The organism is Haemophilus sp. THUN1691 (genome assembly GCF_059704425.1).
Genome location: NZ_AP046578.1, coordinates 1435540 through 1452346 on the forward strand (window position 1 = coordinate 1435540; position 16807 = coordinate 1452346).

The window sequence follows — 16807 nt, forward strand, 5'->3', positions numbered from 1 at the left end:
AAGGTGCAGAGATAACAAAGGGCGTATCTGATACGCCCTTAATCTACGACTTTGGTTAAATTTCGTCAATAATTCGATAAACCCAATTTTCCAGTGGGTCATTCAGACGTTTCATCTCGGCGCGCATTTCTTCCAACATCTCTTTTTTGATGCTGTTATATTGTGAATCATAGAATAAATTATGCATTTCTTCTGGATCGTTACGGATGTTGTAAAGTTCACAAACATCAGTCGCATTAAATACGAGTTTGTAATCTTTACGACGCCACATACGTTGTTCAAAATACACAAAATGCCCTGCGAGCTGACCAAGCACACCTTTTCTTTGGTTATCTTGGTGTTGGCGCATAATCGGGAGAATACTCTGCCCTTCAAAACTTTCAGGTACTTTTTGATTAGCTAAATCAAAAACTGTCGAGGTTAAGTCGTGAAGATAGACAAAGTTATCATCTTCTTGATTGACTCGGTCTGAATTTGGGTCTTTGATAATCATCGGAATGTTATAGGTGGCATCAAACATAAATTCACCTTTTTCAATCATTCGATGCGCGCCCATTGCATCACCATGATCTGCGGTTGCTACCAAGAAAGTGCGGTCATAAAGGCCGTTTTTTTCTAAGTAATCGAATAATTCACCTATTGCATCATCAATTAAGGTGATATACCCCCAAAATTTTGTGATGACTTCTTTCCAATGATCTTCGCTCGCCTCCCACATTCCCCACATTTTTGAAATTGTGCGAAAATGCCCTGGTTTGCCCTCTAACGGTTTAAAGAAACTTTTATCAAGTACCACATCTTCTTTTCGATACATGGAATAATAAGGTTCTGGCACGATACAAGGCGTGTGAGGCCCCCAGAAGTTTATCCATGCAAAGAACGGCTTGCCTTCATCTAATGATTCTTGAATATATTTTTTCGCTTCATCAATAATGAAATAAGGGATGGTTTGCTCTTTAGTGCCTGATAGCAAACCGCAAAGTTCTTGTACCTGTAAATGCGGATTATCACCAAAGTAGGTGCGGCTTACTTCTGGGATTTCATACCCCTTTTCTTCTAACCATTCTTTATAACGATTGGAATGTGTTGGCGGTTGGTTGAAGACTAAATTTTTATATACTCCACTGCCGGGATAACCATAACCATCAAAGTTATGGCCTTTAATCCCATAATCTTCGGGTACGGATTTAGTACCTACGTGCCATTTCCCTACAACATAAGTGTTATAGCCAGCTAGTTTACCGATATTCGGTTTTTCTTGGCTAATTTCACCTGTACCGCCTTTTTCCCCATTCTTAATAATGCCGTGAGACGACGGCATTAATCCAGTAAAAAGCGAAGTGCGTGCAGGACCGCAAACAGATGCTGGAGTGAAGGCATTATTAAAGCGAACGCCATCTTTTGCCAAACGATCTAAATTCGGGGTTTTCACAATTTGGTGACCATAAGGCCCCAACATATCTTTACGAATTTGATCCAGTAGAATATAAATAATGTTCATTATTTAGCCTCTTTATCTCGTACAACAAATAACACGATAATTTGTAACACCGCCCATACGCCAAGCACCATTGACGGATTGCCAGATTCTGATGCCATACCAAGTGGTGAAAGGAAAGTGTAAAGCGCAAGTAAACCTAAGATTAAAGACACGCTGGTTACTTTTAAGTATTTCCAGTTAGTTAAATCTACGTTACCTAAGTTTTCTTTGTTTTCAATGTAAGGTTCACGGCGTAAGAATTGTCCTAAGATGAGCATTAATACGACATCAAATACGAATAATCCGCCCATAACATACACAAAGTTGATTTTGACATTAAACACCCAAACGATGCAGAAGTACAAGATAACATGAGCAAGTAAAGCAATACGTGCCGCTTTGCCAGATACCGTTTTGTTAAACATACCTACGGCAAATAAAGCAACGATTGGAATATTCACAAATCCTGCGAAACGTTTAGTGATTAAGAAGATACCATCTGTACCAAACATGAGTAACGGAGCGAAAATCATAGTGACAATGGCCATAATGGTAGAAACTTTTTTCGCATAAGAAATTAATTCTTCTTCTGACCGCACTTTTTTGCTGATAGAAGGTAATAAGTCTTTACAGTAAATGGTTGCTGCTGAATTTAAGAATGAGTTAAAGGTACTTAAAATTGCGCCAAATAATGCAGCAATAAAGAAACCTTGTAACCAAGTTGGCAATACTTTGTTTACTAATAATGGATAAGAGGCATCAATTGGATTTATGCCTTCACCTAAAATATGGAAACTTAATAAACCAGGAAGGTTTAAAATGATCGGTAAAGTTAATAAGAATAGTGCCGCAATCAAAATACCTTTTTGACCTGATTGTAAATCTTTCGCGCCTAAACAACGTTGTACAATAGCTTGGTTAGTTGTCCAATAGAAAAAGTGAACAACCATAATCCCCGTGAAAATCGTTGGCCAAGGTGTGGCATCTGTTTCGCTACCAATCGCATTCCATTTTTCAATGTGCGTTGTTGTGATTGTGTGTAAACCTTCGGAGAAACTGCCATCGCCTAAATACATCAAGGCAAAGAATGGTACAAGCAATGCGCCAATGACTAAAATCACTGCATTGATCGTATCTGATACCGCTACCGCTTTCAAACCACCAAAAATCGCATAAATAGCCCCAACAACGCCAATCGCAATAACGGTGTAAGTTATGGCGGCCCCATAGCTTAAGCCAAATGCGGTTTCTAAGTTGAAGATTTTATTGAAGGCGATTGCACCAGTATAAAGTGCGGTTGGAATTACGATGAAAAGATAAAACACCAAGAATAATGTTGACATAATCAAGCGTGTTTGACGGTCAAAACGGCTTTCAAAAAACTCTGGCACTGTTGTGTAACCGTTACGCAAATATTTCGGCAACATATAAAGTGCCAAGAAACAAAGCGGAATAACCGTTGGAACGGTCCATGCGATAATTGAAAAGTTTCCTTTATAAGAGACCGCATTTACACCGATCAGTTGTTCTGTTGAGAGTGAAGTTAATACCATTGAGCACCCTATCACTAACCCACCTAAACCACGACCAGCTAAGAAATACCCTTTGGATGTACTTAAATCATCCCCTTTTGTTTTTAACCAAGAAATATACGCGACCACACCGGTTACAATGAGGAAGCTGAGTATCGTCATGAGCATATGTTGTCCTCCCTATATCGATCAACATAGCATAAAGATAATATAATGCTCTCTAAAGGGTTATGATAATTGTCATATTAAGATTGTGAGGTGGATCACAGAAATAATAATTGAAGATAAATTCAATGGTTTTTATTTTCTGGCAGTTAAAACTGCCCCCCAAAAGTTGGACAGGTTAGTTAACTTAAATATTGAGCTCGGTATTGCACTGGGCTCAATCCTTTTAAACCAAGTTTAATTCGTTTTTGATTGTAATACACTAAATATTCTTCAATTTCAGCCTGTAATTCAGCAATTGAATGATAAGTCCGAGAGTAAAAACACTCTGATTTTAGTATCGCAAAAAAACTTTCAATCACCGCATTATCGTAGCAATTTCCTCGGCGACTCATACTTTGAACTGCTTTACCTTCCAACATCTTTACCCATTCCGCCGTGCCATACAATACGCCTTGGTCGCTATGAATAATAGGGCATTATGTCGGTTTAAGCCGACTAAGCCCTTGTTCTAACATCTTTTTTACCAATGAAAACTTCGGGCGTTTTAGCCACACGAAGTAAATCATTTAACGCGTGGTCCGGCTTCAATCTTTCAATGATTTTTCTTTTTTCTGTCGTTGTTTTTGACGGTCGAGCGCCTCCAACTACTTTAGATAAGCAATCTCCGCACGAGCCAAGGCGAGCTCTCATTGTAACTTTTTAAACGCTTTAGGTGAAAAGTCTGTGGTTTCTGGAATTTCAATGTCTTTCTTTTTCATCTTTGGCTTCACTATTTTCGGGGTTTGAAGGTTTGTATGAGGCGATTTTACGCCATCAAACCCTCTTTCCCGAAATGCTTTTAGCCAATAGATGACGGCAGAATGGGGAATGTTATGAAGTTTAGCCACCTCACGGATACCATACATAATCCTGTTCGGTGACGAGTTTGATAATTTTCAAACGAAATTGATAAGGGTAGGACATAATCTGCACCTCAAAATAGGTGTCCAGATTTTGGGATGCAGATCAAAGTGCGGTCAAAAACGTTGATATTTTTGACCTCACTTAAGACGATTATTTATCTAATTGAACTGGAAGAAATAAGCTCAATGGCCGTTTTTTCACAATTTGGCAAACTTCATGCCAAATTGGCCACCAGCTCTCAATTTCCGCATTCAAAGAACGCAGTGCGACCCAAAGCGTTAATGAAAAACTGACAATTAAATTCACTAAACCAATCAACAATACAAAACCAATGCATTGTAAAAGCAATGAGTAGGTGAATTGTCCGCTCACAGCAATATAGCCTACATTCGCAGATGAAAATGCCACATGACGAATATCTAATGGAAGGTGCGTTAAGTAACCTACCACACCCGTAATACCAAGCAGCATACCAAAGCAAAGATTACCGATAAGCGAGCCATAATTCTCATGCATATAATTAGCAAATTTAACGCGAGATTTCTCAGACATTAATTTTTTCAATAACGGATGTTGCGTTAAACGCATACGCATATTCAAATAATTGCTGCGGTTATCAAAATAACCCGAAATAATCCCTGAACAGAATAACCATACACCCGCAATGGCTGCAAACCATAAGGTTCCCGCAAAAGGATCAATGCTATGCAACTGATAAGCGATTTGCTCGGAGTTCATCAACGGCTCACCTGTTTTATATTGGTAACCAAAAGCAATCAATGCAGCCAATCCCATCGCAATAAGTACATTGCCTAGCACCGCAATACTTTGAGAGCGAAATACATCCACTAATAATTGGGCTAATTTCATATTGACGCTTTTACCTTGAGGCGTTTTCTCAACAGCCTCAGCAAAACGGGCTGCAGTCATGGCTGGCTGTTTCGTCGCTACCGTAAAATGCAACATAAAGATCACCATAAAACCTAAGCCGTAATTTAAGCCTTCGGCAATCCCTTTCCAGACTTTGTCATCAATAATGCTACCTAGATAGATTTTAAATAGCGCCATCAGTGCAATTAATACTCCACCACCTGCCGCAGAATAAAACATTGCCCAATACTCTTTTTTATCTCGCGTAATGTAGTGCTCGCCGTGGTCACCCGCATTTTGGGTAATGCTACGTGAAACTAATCTTGAGCTTTTTTTCCATAATCGGGTGATGCTATGTTTTTCTGCTGCTGCGCGGGCAAAACAGCCAGTTAATAACAATATTCGGCGTGGTAAATAGCGATTTGAAACAAAAATCGCCATCAAGGTTTCTAATCGTTCTAAGGTCTGAGAAAGACGCTCCAGTAAATAAGCCGTATTTAAAGAAGAGCCCACCACTGCTCCACGTTTTTGCAAACGCTCAACCAATTTTTTACATTGGCTAAACATTACCTGTAAATGGCTATCATCAAAAACGGTTGATTGGCGACGTGCCTGTAACCAATTCACCACTTCATGGTGCAATGCCACAAAAGGTGAATCAGTATTTAACAGAGAGGGGTCCATTCGCATCAGTTCAGGATCCATATCTTCAGCTGCAATCCAAATTGAAAGCATCTCAATGGCAAATAGCCCTTCACTTTCAATATGATTTTTTAAACGTTCCCGATCTTTTTGTTCTGTATAACGGGTTAAAACGCCAAATACGCCTCGCCACGTTTTTAATGGGACGGCATCAATCCAGCGCGCATCATTTTTATCGCTAAACAATAAATAAAAAATATCACGTAAATCATTAATATCTTTAAAAGAGGGGTTAAAACGCTCATAAATACGCGTTTTCATTTCTTGCCCAAAACCGCCACGCGTAAGAATACCACTGCTAATAAACAACGAGTAAAGACGTAAACCACATAACCAACCACATAATAATTTCGAAACAGAACAGCCTAATTCTTTGTCGTTCTTTAAGATAAACTTAAATAGATGTAAGGTTGGAGAAATTTTTTCTGTAGGGCTACTACGTAATAATTGACACAGCCCTTCCACAAGACCAAAGGCATCATTTTTCTCGACTTTATTACGCAAAAATTGCGGTAAAGTATCTGGTTTTATCATGCTTTCCTCCTGTAATCGTTTATATTCAAAGGGTAAATATTATACAGATCTGTTAGGGAAAATAAAAATGAAAGGAAAAGTGCGGTCGGTTTTCAAGGCGTTTTTCAGCCGTTTTGAGTTTATATTGAAACACCGCCTCGCCATTAAAAAGGGCATCTTGGTTGTGTCGCTTGTTGCTGCCAATTTGTTGGCAGAAGGTAATTTCGCAAAAATTTTCCATTATTCAATCGCTTGTTGAGAAGGGTTTAGAAGGCAATCAATCGCTTTTAGTGCATCTAATGCTTTCATTTCTAGACTTTAAAAGTGCATTTTCGGCACACCTGCATCTTGCGGGTTAATACGAATAAATCCGCCTTTTTTTGCTTTCGCCGTACTTAAAACCCAACATAAATCTGCGTTGAATCACCGAGCTAGATGCAACTTTTTGTTGTTTCACAAATTTTTTTACATCCTCAAAAAGTGGATCTCTTGCCATAATTACTTTCATTGCCATTATTTGCTCCTTTTATTGATTAAAGGCTTGATAGATATGTAAGAAGTAAAAAATCTCCCTTTATGGAAAAATTATATGAAAGGAAGCGACAACTTGTGTCGTTTGTGAATATTGAAAGCGGTTATTTTTAGAAGATTTTTTGCAAATAAGATAATCTGTATTGCAATATGTATATTTATCTGGTTATATATACATATAAATTATTAAGGAAAATAATATGAATAACCCAAACCCGATTGAAATTTACCAAGCTCAAGATGGCACAACTCAAGTGGAAGTGAGATTTTAAAATGACACCGTTTGGCTTTCTCAGGCGCAGATGGCAAATATTTTTGATACTAGCTCAGATAACATAAGCCTACACTTAAAAAATATTTTTAATGAAGCAGAACTTGATGAAAATTTAACTACCGAGGATTTCTCGGTAGTTCGACAAGAAGGGAAAAGACAAGTTACTCGTAAGGTTAAACATTATAATTTGGATGCTATAATTTCTGTAGGCTATCGAGTGAAGTCTAAATCTGCAACAAATTTTAGAATTTGGGCAACTGCACGTTTAAAAGAATATCTGACTCAAGGCTATACTATTAACCAAAAACGTTTACAACAAAATGCTCACGAATTAGAACAAGCACTTGCGCTTATTCAAAAAACGGCAAATTCATCGGAATTAACGCTAGAAAGTGGTCGTGGATTAGTGGATATTGTCAGCCGTTATACGCATACGTTTTTATGGCTACAACAATATGATGAAGGTTTACTTACCGAACCACAAACACAGCAAGGCGGTACATTACCGACTTATATTGAGGCCTGTTCTGCACTAGCAGAGTTAAAATCACAGCTGATGGCAAAAGGTGAAGCAAGCGATCTCTTTGGGCGTGAACGAGATAACGGCTTATCTGCGATTCTAGGCAATTTAGATCAAAGTGTATTTGGTGAACCTGCTTATCCAAGCATTGAAGCAAAAGCGGCACATTTGCTTTATTTTGTCGTCAAGAATCATCCTTTTACAGATGGTAATAAACGTAGTGGTGCATTTTTATTTGTGGATTTCTTGCATAGAAATGGGCGTTTGTTTGATCATAATGGGCATCCAGTTATCAATGATACTGGGCTTGCAGCACTCACTTTATTAGTTGCAGAATCTGATCCGAAACAAAAAGAAACGCTTATTAGACTTATTATGCATATGCTTAAACATAAGCAAGATAAATAATGATAAATAGCGACCGAAGTTGCTATTTGTTTAAAAAGTGCGGTCAGTTTTCTATGATTTTTTAATTTTCTCCAATAACTCGGCGACCACTTTAGGAACGCCCTCACCCGCTTTTTCTTTTATTGCAATCACTTTCTTATGAACAAATCCTGTATTGGGATTAGGATCGATCAAATAGATAAGTGAACCGTATGGAGCTAGATTTACCAATCCATTAGCTGGATAAACTTGTAATGAAGTGCCAATAACAATCACAATATCTGCCTTTTTTACTAACTTTTCTGCTTTAGGAAACATGGGTACATTTTCCCCAAAAAAGACTATATGTGGACGCATTGGATGACCGTGATTATCCTTATCCTCTAACAGTTGATCACCCAAACATGGAACAATGTAATCGGTATTAAAACTGCTGCGAGCTTTATTCAATTCACCATGTAAATGGAGTACGTTAGTACTTCCCGCTCGCTCATGTAAATCATCCACATTTTGAGTGATTATATGAACTTCATAAAACTCTTCCAATTCAACCAAAGCTAAGTGTGCAGCATTAGGCTCTGCAGCTTTAGCATTACGACGTCGTTCATTATAAAACGCCAATACTTTTGCACGGTTTTTCTTTAAGGCTTCTGGCGTGCAAACTTCTTCTACTTTATGCCCTGCCCACAAGCCATCTTCCGCTCTAAAAGTAGGAATACCACTTTCGGCACTAATGCCTGCGCCGGTTAATACTACGCAAATTGGTTTATTTTTCTCTGTCATTTTTCAGGCTCCTTTTTGTTCTAAAATTTCATCAACCTGTCTATCTCTCGCCATCATGCCAAATATATTCCCTGCTTTATAAAGTGGTTGATAATTATAGCTTTCAATATGTAAGAATGACTTATCTGAAAGGCGTTGGAAATATTGTTTTAGCTGTGATTTTGAGCGTAATAGCACTTCATATTCAGATTGAATATGAGCGCACATGGCATCAATACGCAATTTAAATTCATCACTGTGATAAGGACTGATAATTAAATAGACCGTTTTGTGTTCGGTTGCTGTTTCATCCGCATAAACACAGGCTAAATTAAACACTTGCCATTTATAACGATCTGCAAAAGCACCAATGATTCGGCTTTGCTCCTCAGTTTCAACTTGCACGAGGGCGGCTGGCTTTTTCAAGCAATCTTGCAAAATATCACTTGGCGTAAAAGGCCCACAGTCTAAGTAAGATAAGACGCAATTCCAGTTAGCAAATTGTTCTGTACCAAAATGAACATGTTCACCTTGAAATTTGCCAGCGCCATTTTTAGTACGATCATCAATTAAATAATCGCCTTGGTTGAGATTTTTATGATGGGATAAAATCAATCGTTTGTATAAGGCTGAACCTTTTTCTTCACCGAAATAATGTTGAATCCATTTTACTTTATCACTCCAAGCGGAAGGATTATGCCAAGGAGCAGTAGAAAGTACATAAATATGATATTTTTTCATCAATTTATGCACAGCAGAAATCGCATTCGGCATGGGCTCCATTAAGCTAAAAATACCCTCAACTTCATCATATCGACCTTCATATTCTCGCTTGGTTTTATCATCTAGTTTTGCAATACCCGATGGAAAATCTACCATCACATTATCCATATCAATGTACACAATCTGTTTCATTTGAATGTCCTTTCTTCAGATAGATTTATCATAAAGCACAAAGCGACAATTTATGTCGTTATACTGTTTCTTCTAAATATACACGCTCAATTTCTTGATAATTTTCACCAAAGTGAGCTATCCACCATTCCAGCATTTGACTTTCGATCACAGTTGCTGAAATTTCATAATCATCCCCAGAATCTTTTACTGTTTGATAGGTTGATAATGGTGTTTCTGTTAAAAAGCCACCAATATCTTTATTAATGCGGAAAGTTAACCGGATTTTTCGACCATAGGTAAAACCAAACTTTTGGCTTTCTACATAAGATTTCAAATTGAAATCAGGGCGTTCAAATATCATTGTACTTACTGTTACCTTAAGCAAGCGATGCAAAGCCAAGTGTAAAATATCGCCATTCTCATATTGTGCGACTAAATAGCTACTTGGCCCTTGTTGTACCAAAGCCAATGGCTTGACCTGAGCCTTATGTTCTTTACCGTGAATACTCCGATAATGCACCTGTAAAAATCGATTTTGATAAAGTGCGGTGCTAATTTGAGAAAAAATTTCTGGATTGATTTTGGCAGGTAATAACGGCTGACTAGTGGGCGCAATAGCAACTTTATTAAGCCATTCAGCCCCTGATTTTTTATGGCTGTCATAAACCAAATTATATTCGGCCTGTTGAAAGAACGCTTCCATTGAGCTCATAATGCTAGAAGGCAAAATACCATTGAGATATTGTTTAGCAAGCATAAGCACAAGTGATTGCTGTTCATTTAAAATCGGTAAATCCAAGCCTTTAGCATTTGATTTCCATCGGTAGCCATAAGGTTTATCACGCATATCACGTTCAATTTCAAACTGTTGAGATAAGTTTTCTAGCTGGCGTTGAATTGAACGAATATCACGTTGAACGCCAATATCAGCAAGTTTTTGTAAGATTTCTTCGGCGGTAATGAAACGTGTTTTCGGAATAAGGCGTAAAATTTCAAGTTGAATTTGAAGTGCGGTTAAGTTTGAGGACATTTTATCTCCCAAATTTGAAAAAAATCATTATAAAAAATGCTGGAAAATTCCAGCATTATACTTTCTAAATCCGTCTGACTTGCCAGAAGGCTTTCGACCAATAAGGGTTATTCATTGAAGAATAGACAACTCCCCCTTTGGTGGAAGCATGAAGGAATTTGTCTTCTTTTACATAAATTCCCACATGATAGCCATTAGGGCCACGACCAGTTTTAAAGAAAATTAAATCACCCGTTTGAATATCTTCTTTGCGTATATGTTTACCATAATTGGCTTGTTCAGTTGTACTTCTTGGCAAACGAAGATTAAAACGCTCGAAGAAAGTTTTCTGCACAAAACCGGAACAATCTACGCCACGACGTGAAACACCACCGAGCACATAAGGTGTACCCGCCCATTCATGTTGTTGTTCGCTCAACATGGCTATGGCCATAATAGGATCGCCGATTTGACCTTTATAGTTCATCGCATAATCATCGTTTTGAAAACTAGAACAAGCGAATAAAAACAGCGAGGCAGTAGCGATTAAAAATGATTTATATATTTTCATACCTTTTCATATGAAAAGTGCGGTAGAAATTCACCGCACTTTTTGTTGCTTACTATTTAGTTTTTTCTACACGAGCACGTAACTTTTGCCCTGGTTTAAATGTCACCACTCGGCGAGCAGAAACTGGCACAACATCACCAGTTTTCGGGTTACGACCTGGGCGAGATGACTTATCACGTAGTTCAAAATTACCAAATCCTGATAATTTCACATCATGACCAGATTCTAGCGATGAACGAATCTCTTCTAAAAAGTTCTCCACCACATTTTTCGTATCGTGTTTAGATAACTGATATTTATCACTTAAATATTCAATAATATCAATTTTGGTTATCGTAGCCATATTAATCCCTTAATTCAGCATTAAAGCGTTGTTTTACCTCCGCTAATACTGCTGAAATCACTGCATTAATTTCTTCATCTTCAAGTGTTTTTTCATTATCTTGGACAGTTAAGCTAATAGCTAAACTTTTATAGCCTTCAGCGACGCCCACACCTTGATATACATCGAACAAGTTCACTTGCACCAATTTTTCGCCGCCTGCTTGTTTACAGGCTGCAATTAATTCCCCTGCTGGTACGCTATCTGCTACAACTAAAGCTAAATCACGACGGTTTGCTGGGAATTTAGAAATTTCTTTTGCTTGCACCACATTACGTGCCGCAATTGTATTCCAAAGAATTTCAAATACAAAAGTTTTGCCATTTAAGCCAAGTTTTTGGCTAATAGATGGGTGAATTGCACCAATAAAACCAATTTCTTGACCATCTAATTCAATAGAAGCAGATTGGCCAGGGTGTAATGCATCAAATTGTTTTGCAACAAAACGAACTCTATTACCACCTTCTGTTAAAGAAAGTACTGATTCTAAATCGCCTTTAAGATCAAAGAAATCAACAGACTCTGCTTTGCCTGCCCAATGTTCAGGTTTTGCCGTTCCAGTAATTACCGCACTTAAAACAAATTCTTGACGCACGCCAAATTCAGCATTGGCATCTGGCACAAAACGCAATCCAGTTTCAAATAAACGAACGCGAGATTGTTGGCGATTTTGGTTATACAGCACAGCACCTAATAAACCACTAATCAAAGACACGCGCATTGCTGACATTTCCACAGAAATAGGATTTGGCAATACAAGTGCTTCTTGATGTGGATGTAATAAACTTTGAATTTTTGGATCCACAAAGCTATAAGTAATGGCTTCTTGATAATCAGCATCCACAAGTGCGGTCTTAATTCGAGCTAAATCTAAATCAGACTCTTTGTGCTCACGCATGCGGAGATGCGCTAGTGGCGCATTGTTTGGAATGCTGTTATAACCATAAATACGCGCCACTTCCTCAATTAAATCTTCTTCGATTTCAATATCAAAACGCCAGCTTGCAGAAGTTACCGTCCAAATATCATTAGCATAAGTAACATCGAAACCAAGACGGTGGAAAATTTCTGTTACGCTTTCTGTGTCAATATGATGACCTAAAAGTGCATCTAATTTACTACGGCGAAGTTGAACGGTATTGACTTTAGGAAGATGAGTTTCACTGCTTGCTTCACAAATCTCACCCGCTTCACCACCACAGATTTCAAGCAATAATGCGGTTGCTCGTTCCATTGCTTTACGGGCTAATTCAAAATCCACACCACGTTCAAAACGGTGTGATGCATCAGTATGTAAACCATATTGTCTTGCACGGCCTGCAATAGCTAATGGAGCGAAAAATGCGGATTCTAAAATCACATCTTTCGTTTCGCTATTCACGCCACTCGCTGCACCACCAAAGATCCCTGCCATTGCTAAAGGCCCATTTTGGTCGGCAATTAATAAAGTATTTGATTGAAGTTTTGACGTTGAACCATCTAATAATACTAATTCTTCACCTTCTTTTGCGAAGCGAACTTGAACAGGTTGTGCAACTTTGGCCGCATCAAACGCGTGCATTGGTTGACCAAGCTCAAGCAAAATGTAGTTAGTAATATCAACAATAGGATCAATAGAACGAATACCACAACGACGCAATTTTTCTTGCATCCACATTGGTGATTGTGCTTTTACATTGACGTTCTTTATCACACGTAATAAATAACGCGGGCACACTTCTGGCGTTTGTAAATCAATTTGAACTTTATCAGAAATTGTTGCTGGCACCACTTCAAAGTGCGGTTGATTTACAGGATGTTTATTTACCACACCAATTTCACGCGCAATACCCGCAATGCTCAAACAATCCGCACGGTTTGGCGTTAAGCTAATTTCAATAGCATTGTCATCTAGACCTAAATATTCACGCAAATCTGTACCGATTGGAGCATCAAGTGGCAGTTCAATAATGCCATCAGCTTCAACATCAATACCTAATTCAGAAAATGAACAAAGCATTCCTTCTGATGGTTGACCGCGTAATTTCGTTTTCTTAATTTTGAAATCGCCAGGTAATACCGCACCTTCTGTTGCGCAAGCCACTTTTAAGCCTTGACGACAATTTGGTGCGCCACACACAATATCCAATAAACGATCACCGCCTACGTTCACTTTAGTTACACGTAATTTATCCGCATCTGGATGTTGTGCACATTCTACCACTTCACCCACAACGACACCATTAAATGTACCCGCAACGGCTTCTACCCCATCCACTTCTAAGCCAAGCATGGTAATTTGCTCGCATAATTGCTCGGTTGAAACGGATGGATTCCCCCATTCTCTTACCCACTGTTCACTAAATTTCATTTGTTGTTATCCTTTTAATTCAAATCCGAGAAATTACTTAAATTGTTTTAAGAAACGTAAGTCGTTTTCAAAGAACGAACGTAAATCTGTTACGTTATAACGTAACATTGTTAAACGCTCAACGCCCATACCCACTGCAAAACCAGAATATTCATTTGGATCAATACCAACGTTACGCAACACATTTGGGTGCACCATACCGCAGCCCAACACTTCTAACCATTTACCGTTTTTACCCATCACATCCACTTCGGCTGAAGGTTCGGTGAATGGGAAATAAGATGGACGGAAACGCACTTGTAAATCCTCTTCAAAGAAAGCACGTAAGAAATCGTGCAATAAGCCTTTCAATTCTGTGAAATTTGCTTTTTTATCCACATAAAGCAATTCAATTTGGTGGAACATTGGTGTGTGCGTTTGATCGTAGTCATTACGATATACACGTCCCGGAGCCATAATGCGAATTGGTGGCTGCATGTTTTCCATAGTACGAATTTGCACGCCAGAAGTTTGAGTGCGAAGTAATAATTCTGGATTAAACCAGAAAGTATCGTGATCCGCACGTGCTGGGTGATGTTTAGGAATATTTAACGCATCAAAGTTATAATAATCACTTTCAATTTCAGGGCCATTTTCAACTGAAAAGCCAAGTTCTGAGAAAAATTTTGTTACACGATTAATCGTCATGGTAACTGGGTGTAAGCCACCGGTTTCAACTTTGCGACCTGGTAAACTGACATCTATACGTTCTTTTTCTAATTTTGCGTTAAGTTCAGCCTGTTCCCACTCCGTTTTTTTTGCATTTAAAGATTCTAACGCAGCTTGTTTTGCTTCGTTAATTTTTGCGCCCATCGCAGGACGTTCTTCTGCTGACACATTACGCAATTCTTGCATTAATTGAGTAAAATGCCCTTTCTTACCAAAATATTCGACCCGGATTTCATCCAAAGCCGTTAAACTTTTATCCTGAATGGATTCAATCGCTAATTTTGCTTTCTCAACAAGCTCGTTCAGATGTTGCATAGTTTCCCCTGCTTCTCTTTTCTCTATAAAATAAAAACCGAGTAATGATAATACCAAGTACTTAAAAAGTAAAAGAATAATACGAAAAATCATTGGTTTATCAAAAATAAAAATGGAATAACGTTATCGATATTCCATTTTTTCTTGTTACCAACAAAATCGTTCATTCACAAAATTTTCTGACCGCTCTTTTTGCCATTTTTCTTTATTTTTTGGATTAGCAAAAAAACGTGCTTGTTCCTGTAAACGTTGGACTAATTTTTCTTCTGCTTCTTTTAACGCTTTTTGACGATCTGCAAATTTTGCGGGTAATGCTGGTAAGAAAATAACTTCATAAGGATGCGCAATTGTCCATTTCACCGCATTTTCGGCAGCACGACTTTGTTTATCAAAATTGCAAAACGCATAAGCATTAACAAACTGCCCCACTACATGGCTGAACCCTGTATTATCCTGCACCGTTTGTTTTGGTAAATCCAACACATAAAGTGCGGTGATCAAGCGATTTTGTCCACGATAAAACCAAGTAACGGCTTCATCTCTTAAGCCAAAATCATAAGCCCTAGCGGCTAACGTGAACATCGTCATTGGTGAAATACGGGCCGGATTTTCTTCTACAAATTTCACCGCACTTTTATAACCTTTTATCGTATTTTCACGTAGCATAGGATCAATTTCTTTATGTACAAATACATTTTCTGCTTTTCCATTTTCAGCAGAATAATAAGGTTTGATATAAACATCCACCGTCTTCACTGGTTCTTTACTAATAGAACTACAAGCAGTAATAAAAAGTGCGGTTATAAAACACAGTATTTTTAACATATGGATTTTCCTTATATAATGTCCAGCAAATTTCACTGCATTGTTATTATGAAAATTCATCTAATCTACAGTAAAACCACATTAGAATTCAATAATGAAACAAGTTTACTTGAGCATCTCGAGAAAAATAATATTCACCATGAATATCAATGCCGTAGTGGCTATTGTGGTTCTTGTCGTGTGAAGATCAAAAAAGGCAAGGTATCCTATAAAGATACGCCCCTTGCCTTTATTCAACCTGATGAAATTTTATTATGCTGTTGTCACGTAGAAAGTGACATTGAAATTGATTTATAAATTATTTAAATCTAATACATCGGTCATATCAAATAAGCCATTCGCCTTATTTTCTACCCATTTACCAGCACGCACTGCACCATTAGCGAAAGTCATTCGGCTTGATGCTTTATGGGAAATTTCTACACGCTCACCAATATCTGCAAACCAAACCGTATGTTCTCCTACTACATCCGAAGCACGAATAGTAGAAAAACCAATTTCATCGCGTTTACGTTCGCCTGTGATTCCTTCACGACAGAAGACTCCGTGAGTTTTTAAATCGCGACCTAAGGTTTTCGCGATATGTTCGCCCATAGAAAGTGCGGTGCCTGATGGCGCATCGACTTTATGACGGTGATGTGCTTCGATCACTTCAATATCGCAATAATCCCCCATCACTTTTGCCGCTTTTTCTAAAAGTTTGAAGACTAAATTCACGCCGACACTGAAATTTGATGCAAACACAATAGCAATTTTATCTGAAGCTGCTTTAATAGCCACTTTACCATTTTCATCAAAACCAGTTGTACCGATCACCATTTTTTTATTATTCGATACGCAAAATGCAATATGTTCAAGGGTTCCTTCTGGTCGAGTGAAATCGATTAATAAATTGAATTTATCTTTTTGGCTTTCAAGATCGTCCGAAACTGTTACACCAAGTTGACCAATTCCCGCCAATTCTCCCGCATCTGTCCCGACTAAAGATGATCCTTTGCGTTCAAAAGCCGCACCTAGTTCCACGCCTTCCGCAGAATGAACCGCTTGAATTAATTGACGCCCCATTCTTCCGCCAGCACCAGCGATTGCAATTTTTAATGTCATGTTA

Annotated in this window: 14 protein-coding genes and 5 pseudogenes; 2 read left to right on the forward strand and 17 right to left on the reverse strand. The window is 38.2% G+C overall.

Annotated elements, in window-relative coordinates; translation table 11 throughout:
* Positions 1-55: 55 nt before the first annotated feature.
* From AC6H0J_RS06895 to AC6H0J_RS06930, 8 genes and pseudogenes are all read right to left on the reverse strand, one after another.
* Entirely contained in the window at positions 56-1501 is a 1446-nt protein-coding gene (locus AC6H0J_RS06895; RefSeq protein WP_497513335.1) for a sulfatase family protein, read from the reverse strand.
* Positions 1501-3180 (reverse strand): solute:sodium symporter family transporter, encoded by a 1680-nt coding sequence (locus tag AC6H0J_RS06900; protein ID WP_118790108.1) that lies wholly within the window; start codon positions 3178-3180, stop codon positions 1501-1503. Before AC6H0J_RS06900 ends, AC6H0J_RS06895 begins: the two co-directional genes overlap by 1 nt.
* A 179-nt stretch (positions 3181-3359) precedes the next feature.
* Positions 3360-3599, reverse strand: a complete 240-nt coding sequence (locus tag AC6H0J_RS06905; protein WP_005628693.1) for an IS3 family transposase — start codon at positions 3597-3599, stop codon at positions 3360-3362.
* Positions 3600-3824: 225 nt separating this feature from the next.
* Positions 3825-4143 (reverse strand): annotated as a pseudogene (locus AC6H0J_RS06910) (transposase).
* A 90-nt stretch (positions 4144-4233) separates the two neighbouring features.
* The gene (locus tag AC6H0J_RS06915; RefSeq protein WP_118816848.1) at positions 4234-6189 is read right to left on the reverse strand and encodes a site-specific recombinase; all 1956 of its coding nucleotides are present in this window, start codon (positions 6187-6189) and stop codon (positions 4234-4236) included.
* Between the two features lie 76 nt (positions 6190-6265).
* Positions 6266-6409: pseudogene (locus AC6H0J_RS06920) on the reverse strand (PP2C family protein-serine/threonine phosphatase); the annotation flags it as partial.
* Positions 6409-6561, reverse strand: a pseudogene (locus AC6H0J_RS06925) (NAD-dependent deacetylase); the annotation flags it as partial. The pseudogenes AC6H0J_RS06920 and AC6H0J_RS06925, both read right to left, overlap by 1 nt.
* A 4-nt stretch (positions 6562-6565) precedes the next feature.
* Positions 6566-6682 (reverse strand): annotated as a pseudogene (locus AC6H0J_RS06930) (DNA translocase FtsK); the annotation flags it as partial.
* Between the two features lie 217 nt (positions 6683-6899).
* Between AC6H0J_RS06930 and AC6H0J_RS06935 the strand changes: the two are divergent.
* Positions 6900-7901 (forward strand): annotated as a pseudogene (locus tag AC6H0J_RS06935) (virulence RhuM family protein/type II toxin-antitoxin system death-on-curing family toxin).
* A 51-nt stretch (positions 7902-7952) separates the two neighbouring features.
* On the opposite strand, the gene AC6H0J_RS06940 reads toward AC6H0J_RS06935, so the two are convergent.
* From AC6H0J_RS06940 to AC6H0J_RS06975, 8 genes are all read right to left on the reverse strand, one after another.
* The gene (locus AC6H0J_RS06940; RefSeq protein WP_005628684.1) at positions 7953-8663 is read right to left on the reverse strand and encodes an SIR2 family NAD-dependent protein deacylase; all 711 of its coding nucleotides are present in this window, start codon (positions 8661-8663) and stop codon (positions 7953-7955) included.
* A 3-nt stretch (positions 8664-8666) separates the two neighbouring features.
* The gene (locus tag AC6H0J_RS06945; protein WP_005628682.1) at positions 8667-9557 is read right to left on the reverse strand and encodes a 5' nucleotidase, NT5C type; all 891 of its coding nucleotides are present in this window, start codon (positions 9555-9557) and stop codon (positions 8667-8669) included.
* A gap of 58 nt (positions 9558-9615) precedes the next feature.
* Positions 9616-10569, reverse strand: a complete 954-nt coding sequence (locus AC6H0J_RS06950) for a helix-turn-helix transcriptional regulator (protein WP_005628680.1) — start codon at positions 10567-10569, stop codon at positions 9616-9618.
* A gap of 64 nt (positions 10570-10633) precedes the next feature.
* Complete coding sequence (locus tag AC6H0J_RS06955; protein WP_005628678.1) at positions 10634-11119, reverse strand: C40 family peptidase; 486 nt, start codon at positions 11117-11119, stop codon at positions 10634-10636.
* Positions 11120-11171: 52 nt separating this feature from the next.
* The gene (locus AC6H0J_RS06960) at positions 11172-11462 is read right to left on the reverse strand and encodes an integration host factor subunit alpha (protein WP_005628676.1); all 291 of its coding nucleotides are present in this window, start codon (positions 11460-11462) and stop codon (positions 11172-11174) included.
* A 1-nt stretch (position 11463) separates the two neighbouring features.
* The gene (pheT, locus tag AC6H0J_RS06965; protein ID WP_118816847.1) at positions 11464-13851 is read right to left on the reverse strand and encodes a phenylalanine--tRNA ligase subunit beta; all 2388 of its coding nucleotides are present in this window, start codon (positions 13849-13851) and stop codon (positions 11464-11466) included.
* Between the two features lie 33 nt (positions 13852-13884).
* Positions 13885-14874: a phenylalanine--tRNA ligase subunit alpha gene (gene pheS, locus AC6H0J_RS06970; RefSeq protein WP_032825725.1), complete on the reverse strand. Its 990-nt coding sequence runs from the start codon at positions 14872-14874 to the stop codon at positions 13885-13887.
* A 147-nt stretch (positions 14875-15021) separates the two neighbouring features.
* Positions 15022-15699, reverse strand: coding sequence for a hypothetical protein (locus AC6H0J_RS06975; protein ID WP_005628671.1), 678 nt, complete (start codon positions 15697-15699; stop codon positions 15022-15024).
* A gap of 48 nt (positions 15700-15747) precedes the next feature.
* Between AC6H0J_RS06975 and yfaE the strand changes: the two genes are divergently transcribed.
* On the forward strand, positions 15748-15996 hold the full coding sequence (gene yfaE / locus AC6H0J_RS06980) for a class I ribonucleotide reductase maintenance protein YfaE (RefSeq protein ID WP_032825724.1): 249 nt from the start codon (positions 15748-15750) through the stop codon (positions 15994-15996).
* Here yfaE and dapB read toward each other — a convergent pair.
* Entirely contained in the window at positions 15991-16803 is an 813-nt protein-coding gene (gene dapB, locus AC6H0J_RS06985; RefSeq protein WP_005628667.1) for a 4-hydroxy-tetrahydrodipicolinate reductase, read from the reverse strand. The genes yfaE and dapB overlap by 6 nt on opposite strands.
* Positions 16804-16807 lie beyond the last annotated feature (4 nt).

Bases quoted from the DNA above. Each gene is read 5' to 3' on its own strand.
- AC6H0J_RS06900 (WP_118790108.1), bottom strand. From the start codon at position 3,180: ATGCTCATGACGATACTCAGCTTCCTCATTGTAACCGGTGTGGTCGCG.
- AC6H0J_RS06895 (WP_497513335.1), bottom strand. From the start codon at position 1,501: ATGAACATTATTTATATTCTACTGGATCAAATTCGTAAAGATATGTTG.
- pheT (WP_118816847.1), bottom strand. From the start codon at position 13,851: ATGAAATTTAGTGAACAGTGGGTAAGAGAATGGGGGAATCCATCCGTT.
- AC6H0J_RS06950 (WP_005628680.1), bottom strand. From the start codon at position 10,569: ATGTCCTCAAACTTAACCGCACTTCAAATTCAACTTGAAATTTTACGC.
- AC6H0J_RS06915 (WP_118816848.1), bottom strand. From the start codon at position 6,189: ATGATAAAACCAGATACTTTACCGCAATTTTTGCGTAATAAAGTCGAG.
- yfaE (WP_032825724.1), top strand. From the start codon at position 15,748: ATGAAAATTCATCTAATCTACAGTAAAACCACATTAGAATTCAATAAT.
- AC6H0J_RS06955 (WP_005628678.1), bottom strand. From the start codon at position 11,119: ATGAAAATATATAAATCATTTTTAATCGCTACTGCCTCGCTGTTTTTA.
- AC6H0J_RS06940 (WP_005628684.1), bottom strand. From the start codon at position 8,663: ATGACAGAGAAAAATAAACCAATTTGCGTAGTATTAACCGGCGCAGGC.
- pheS (WP_032825725.1), bottom strand. From the start codon at position 14,874: ATGCAACATCTGAACGAGCTTGTTGAGAAAGCAAAATTAGCGATTGAA.
- AC6H0J_RS06960 (WP_005628676.1), bottom strand. From the start codon at position 11,462: ATGGCTACGATAACCAAAATTGATATTATTGAATATTTAAGTGATAAA.
- dapB (WP_005628667.1), bottom strand. From the start codon at position 16,803: ATGACATTAAAAATTGCAATCGCTGGTGCTGGCGGAAGAATGGGGCGT.
- AC6H0J_RS06905 (WP_005628693.1), bottom strand. From the start codon at position 3,599: ATGTTGGAAGGTAAAGCAGTTCAAAGTATGAGTCGCCGAGGAAATTGC.
- AC6H0J_RS06975 (WP_005628671.1), bottom strand. From the start codon at position 15,699: ATGTTAAAAATACTGTGTTTTATAACCGCACTTTTTATTACTGCTTGT.
- AC6H0J_RS06945 (WP_005628682.1), bottom strand. From the start codon at position 9,557: ATGAAACAGATTGTGTACATTGATATGGATAATGTGATGGTAGATTTT.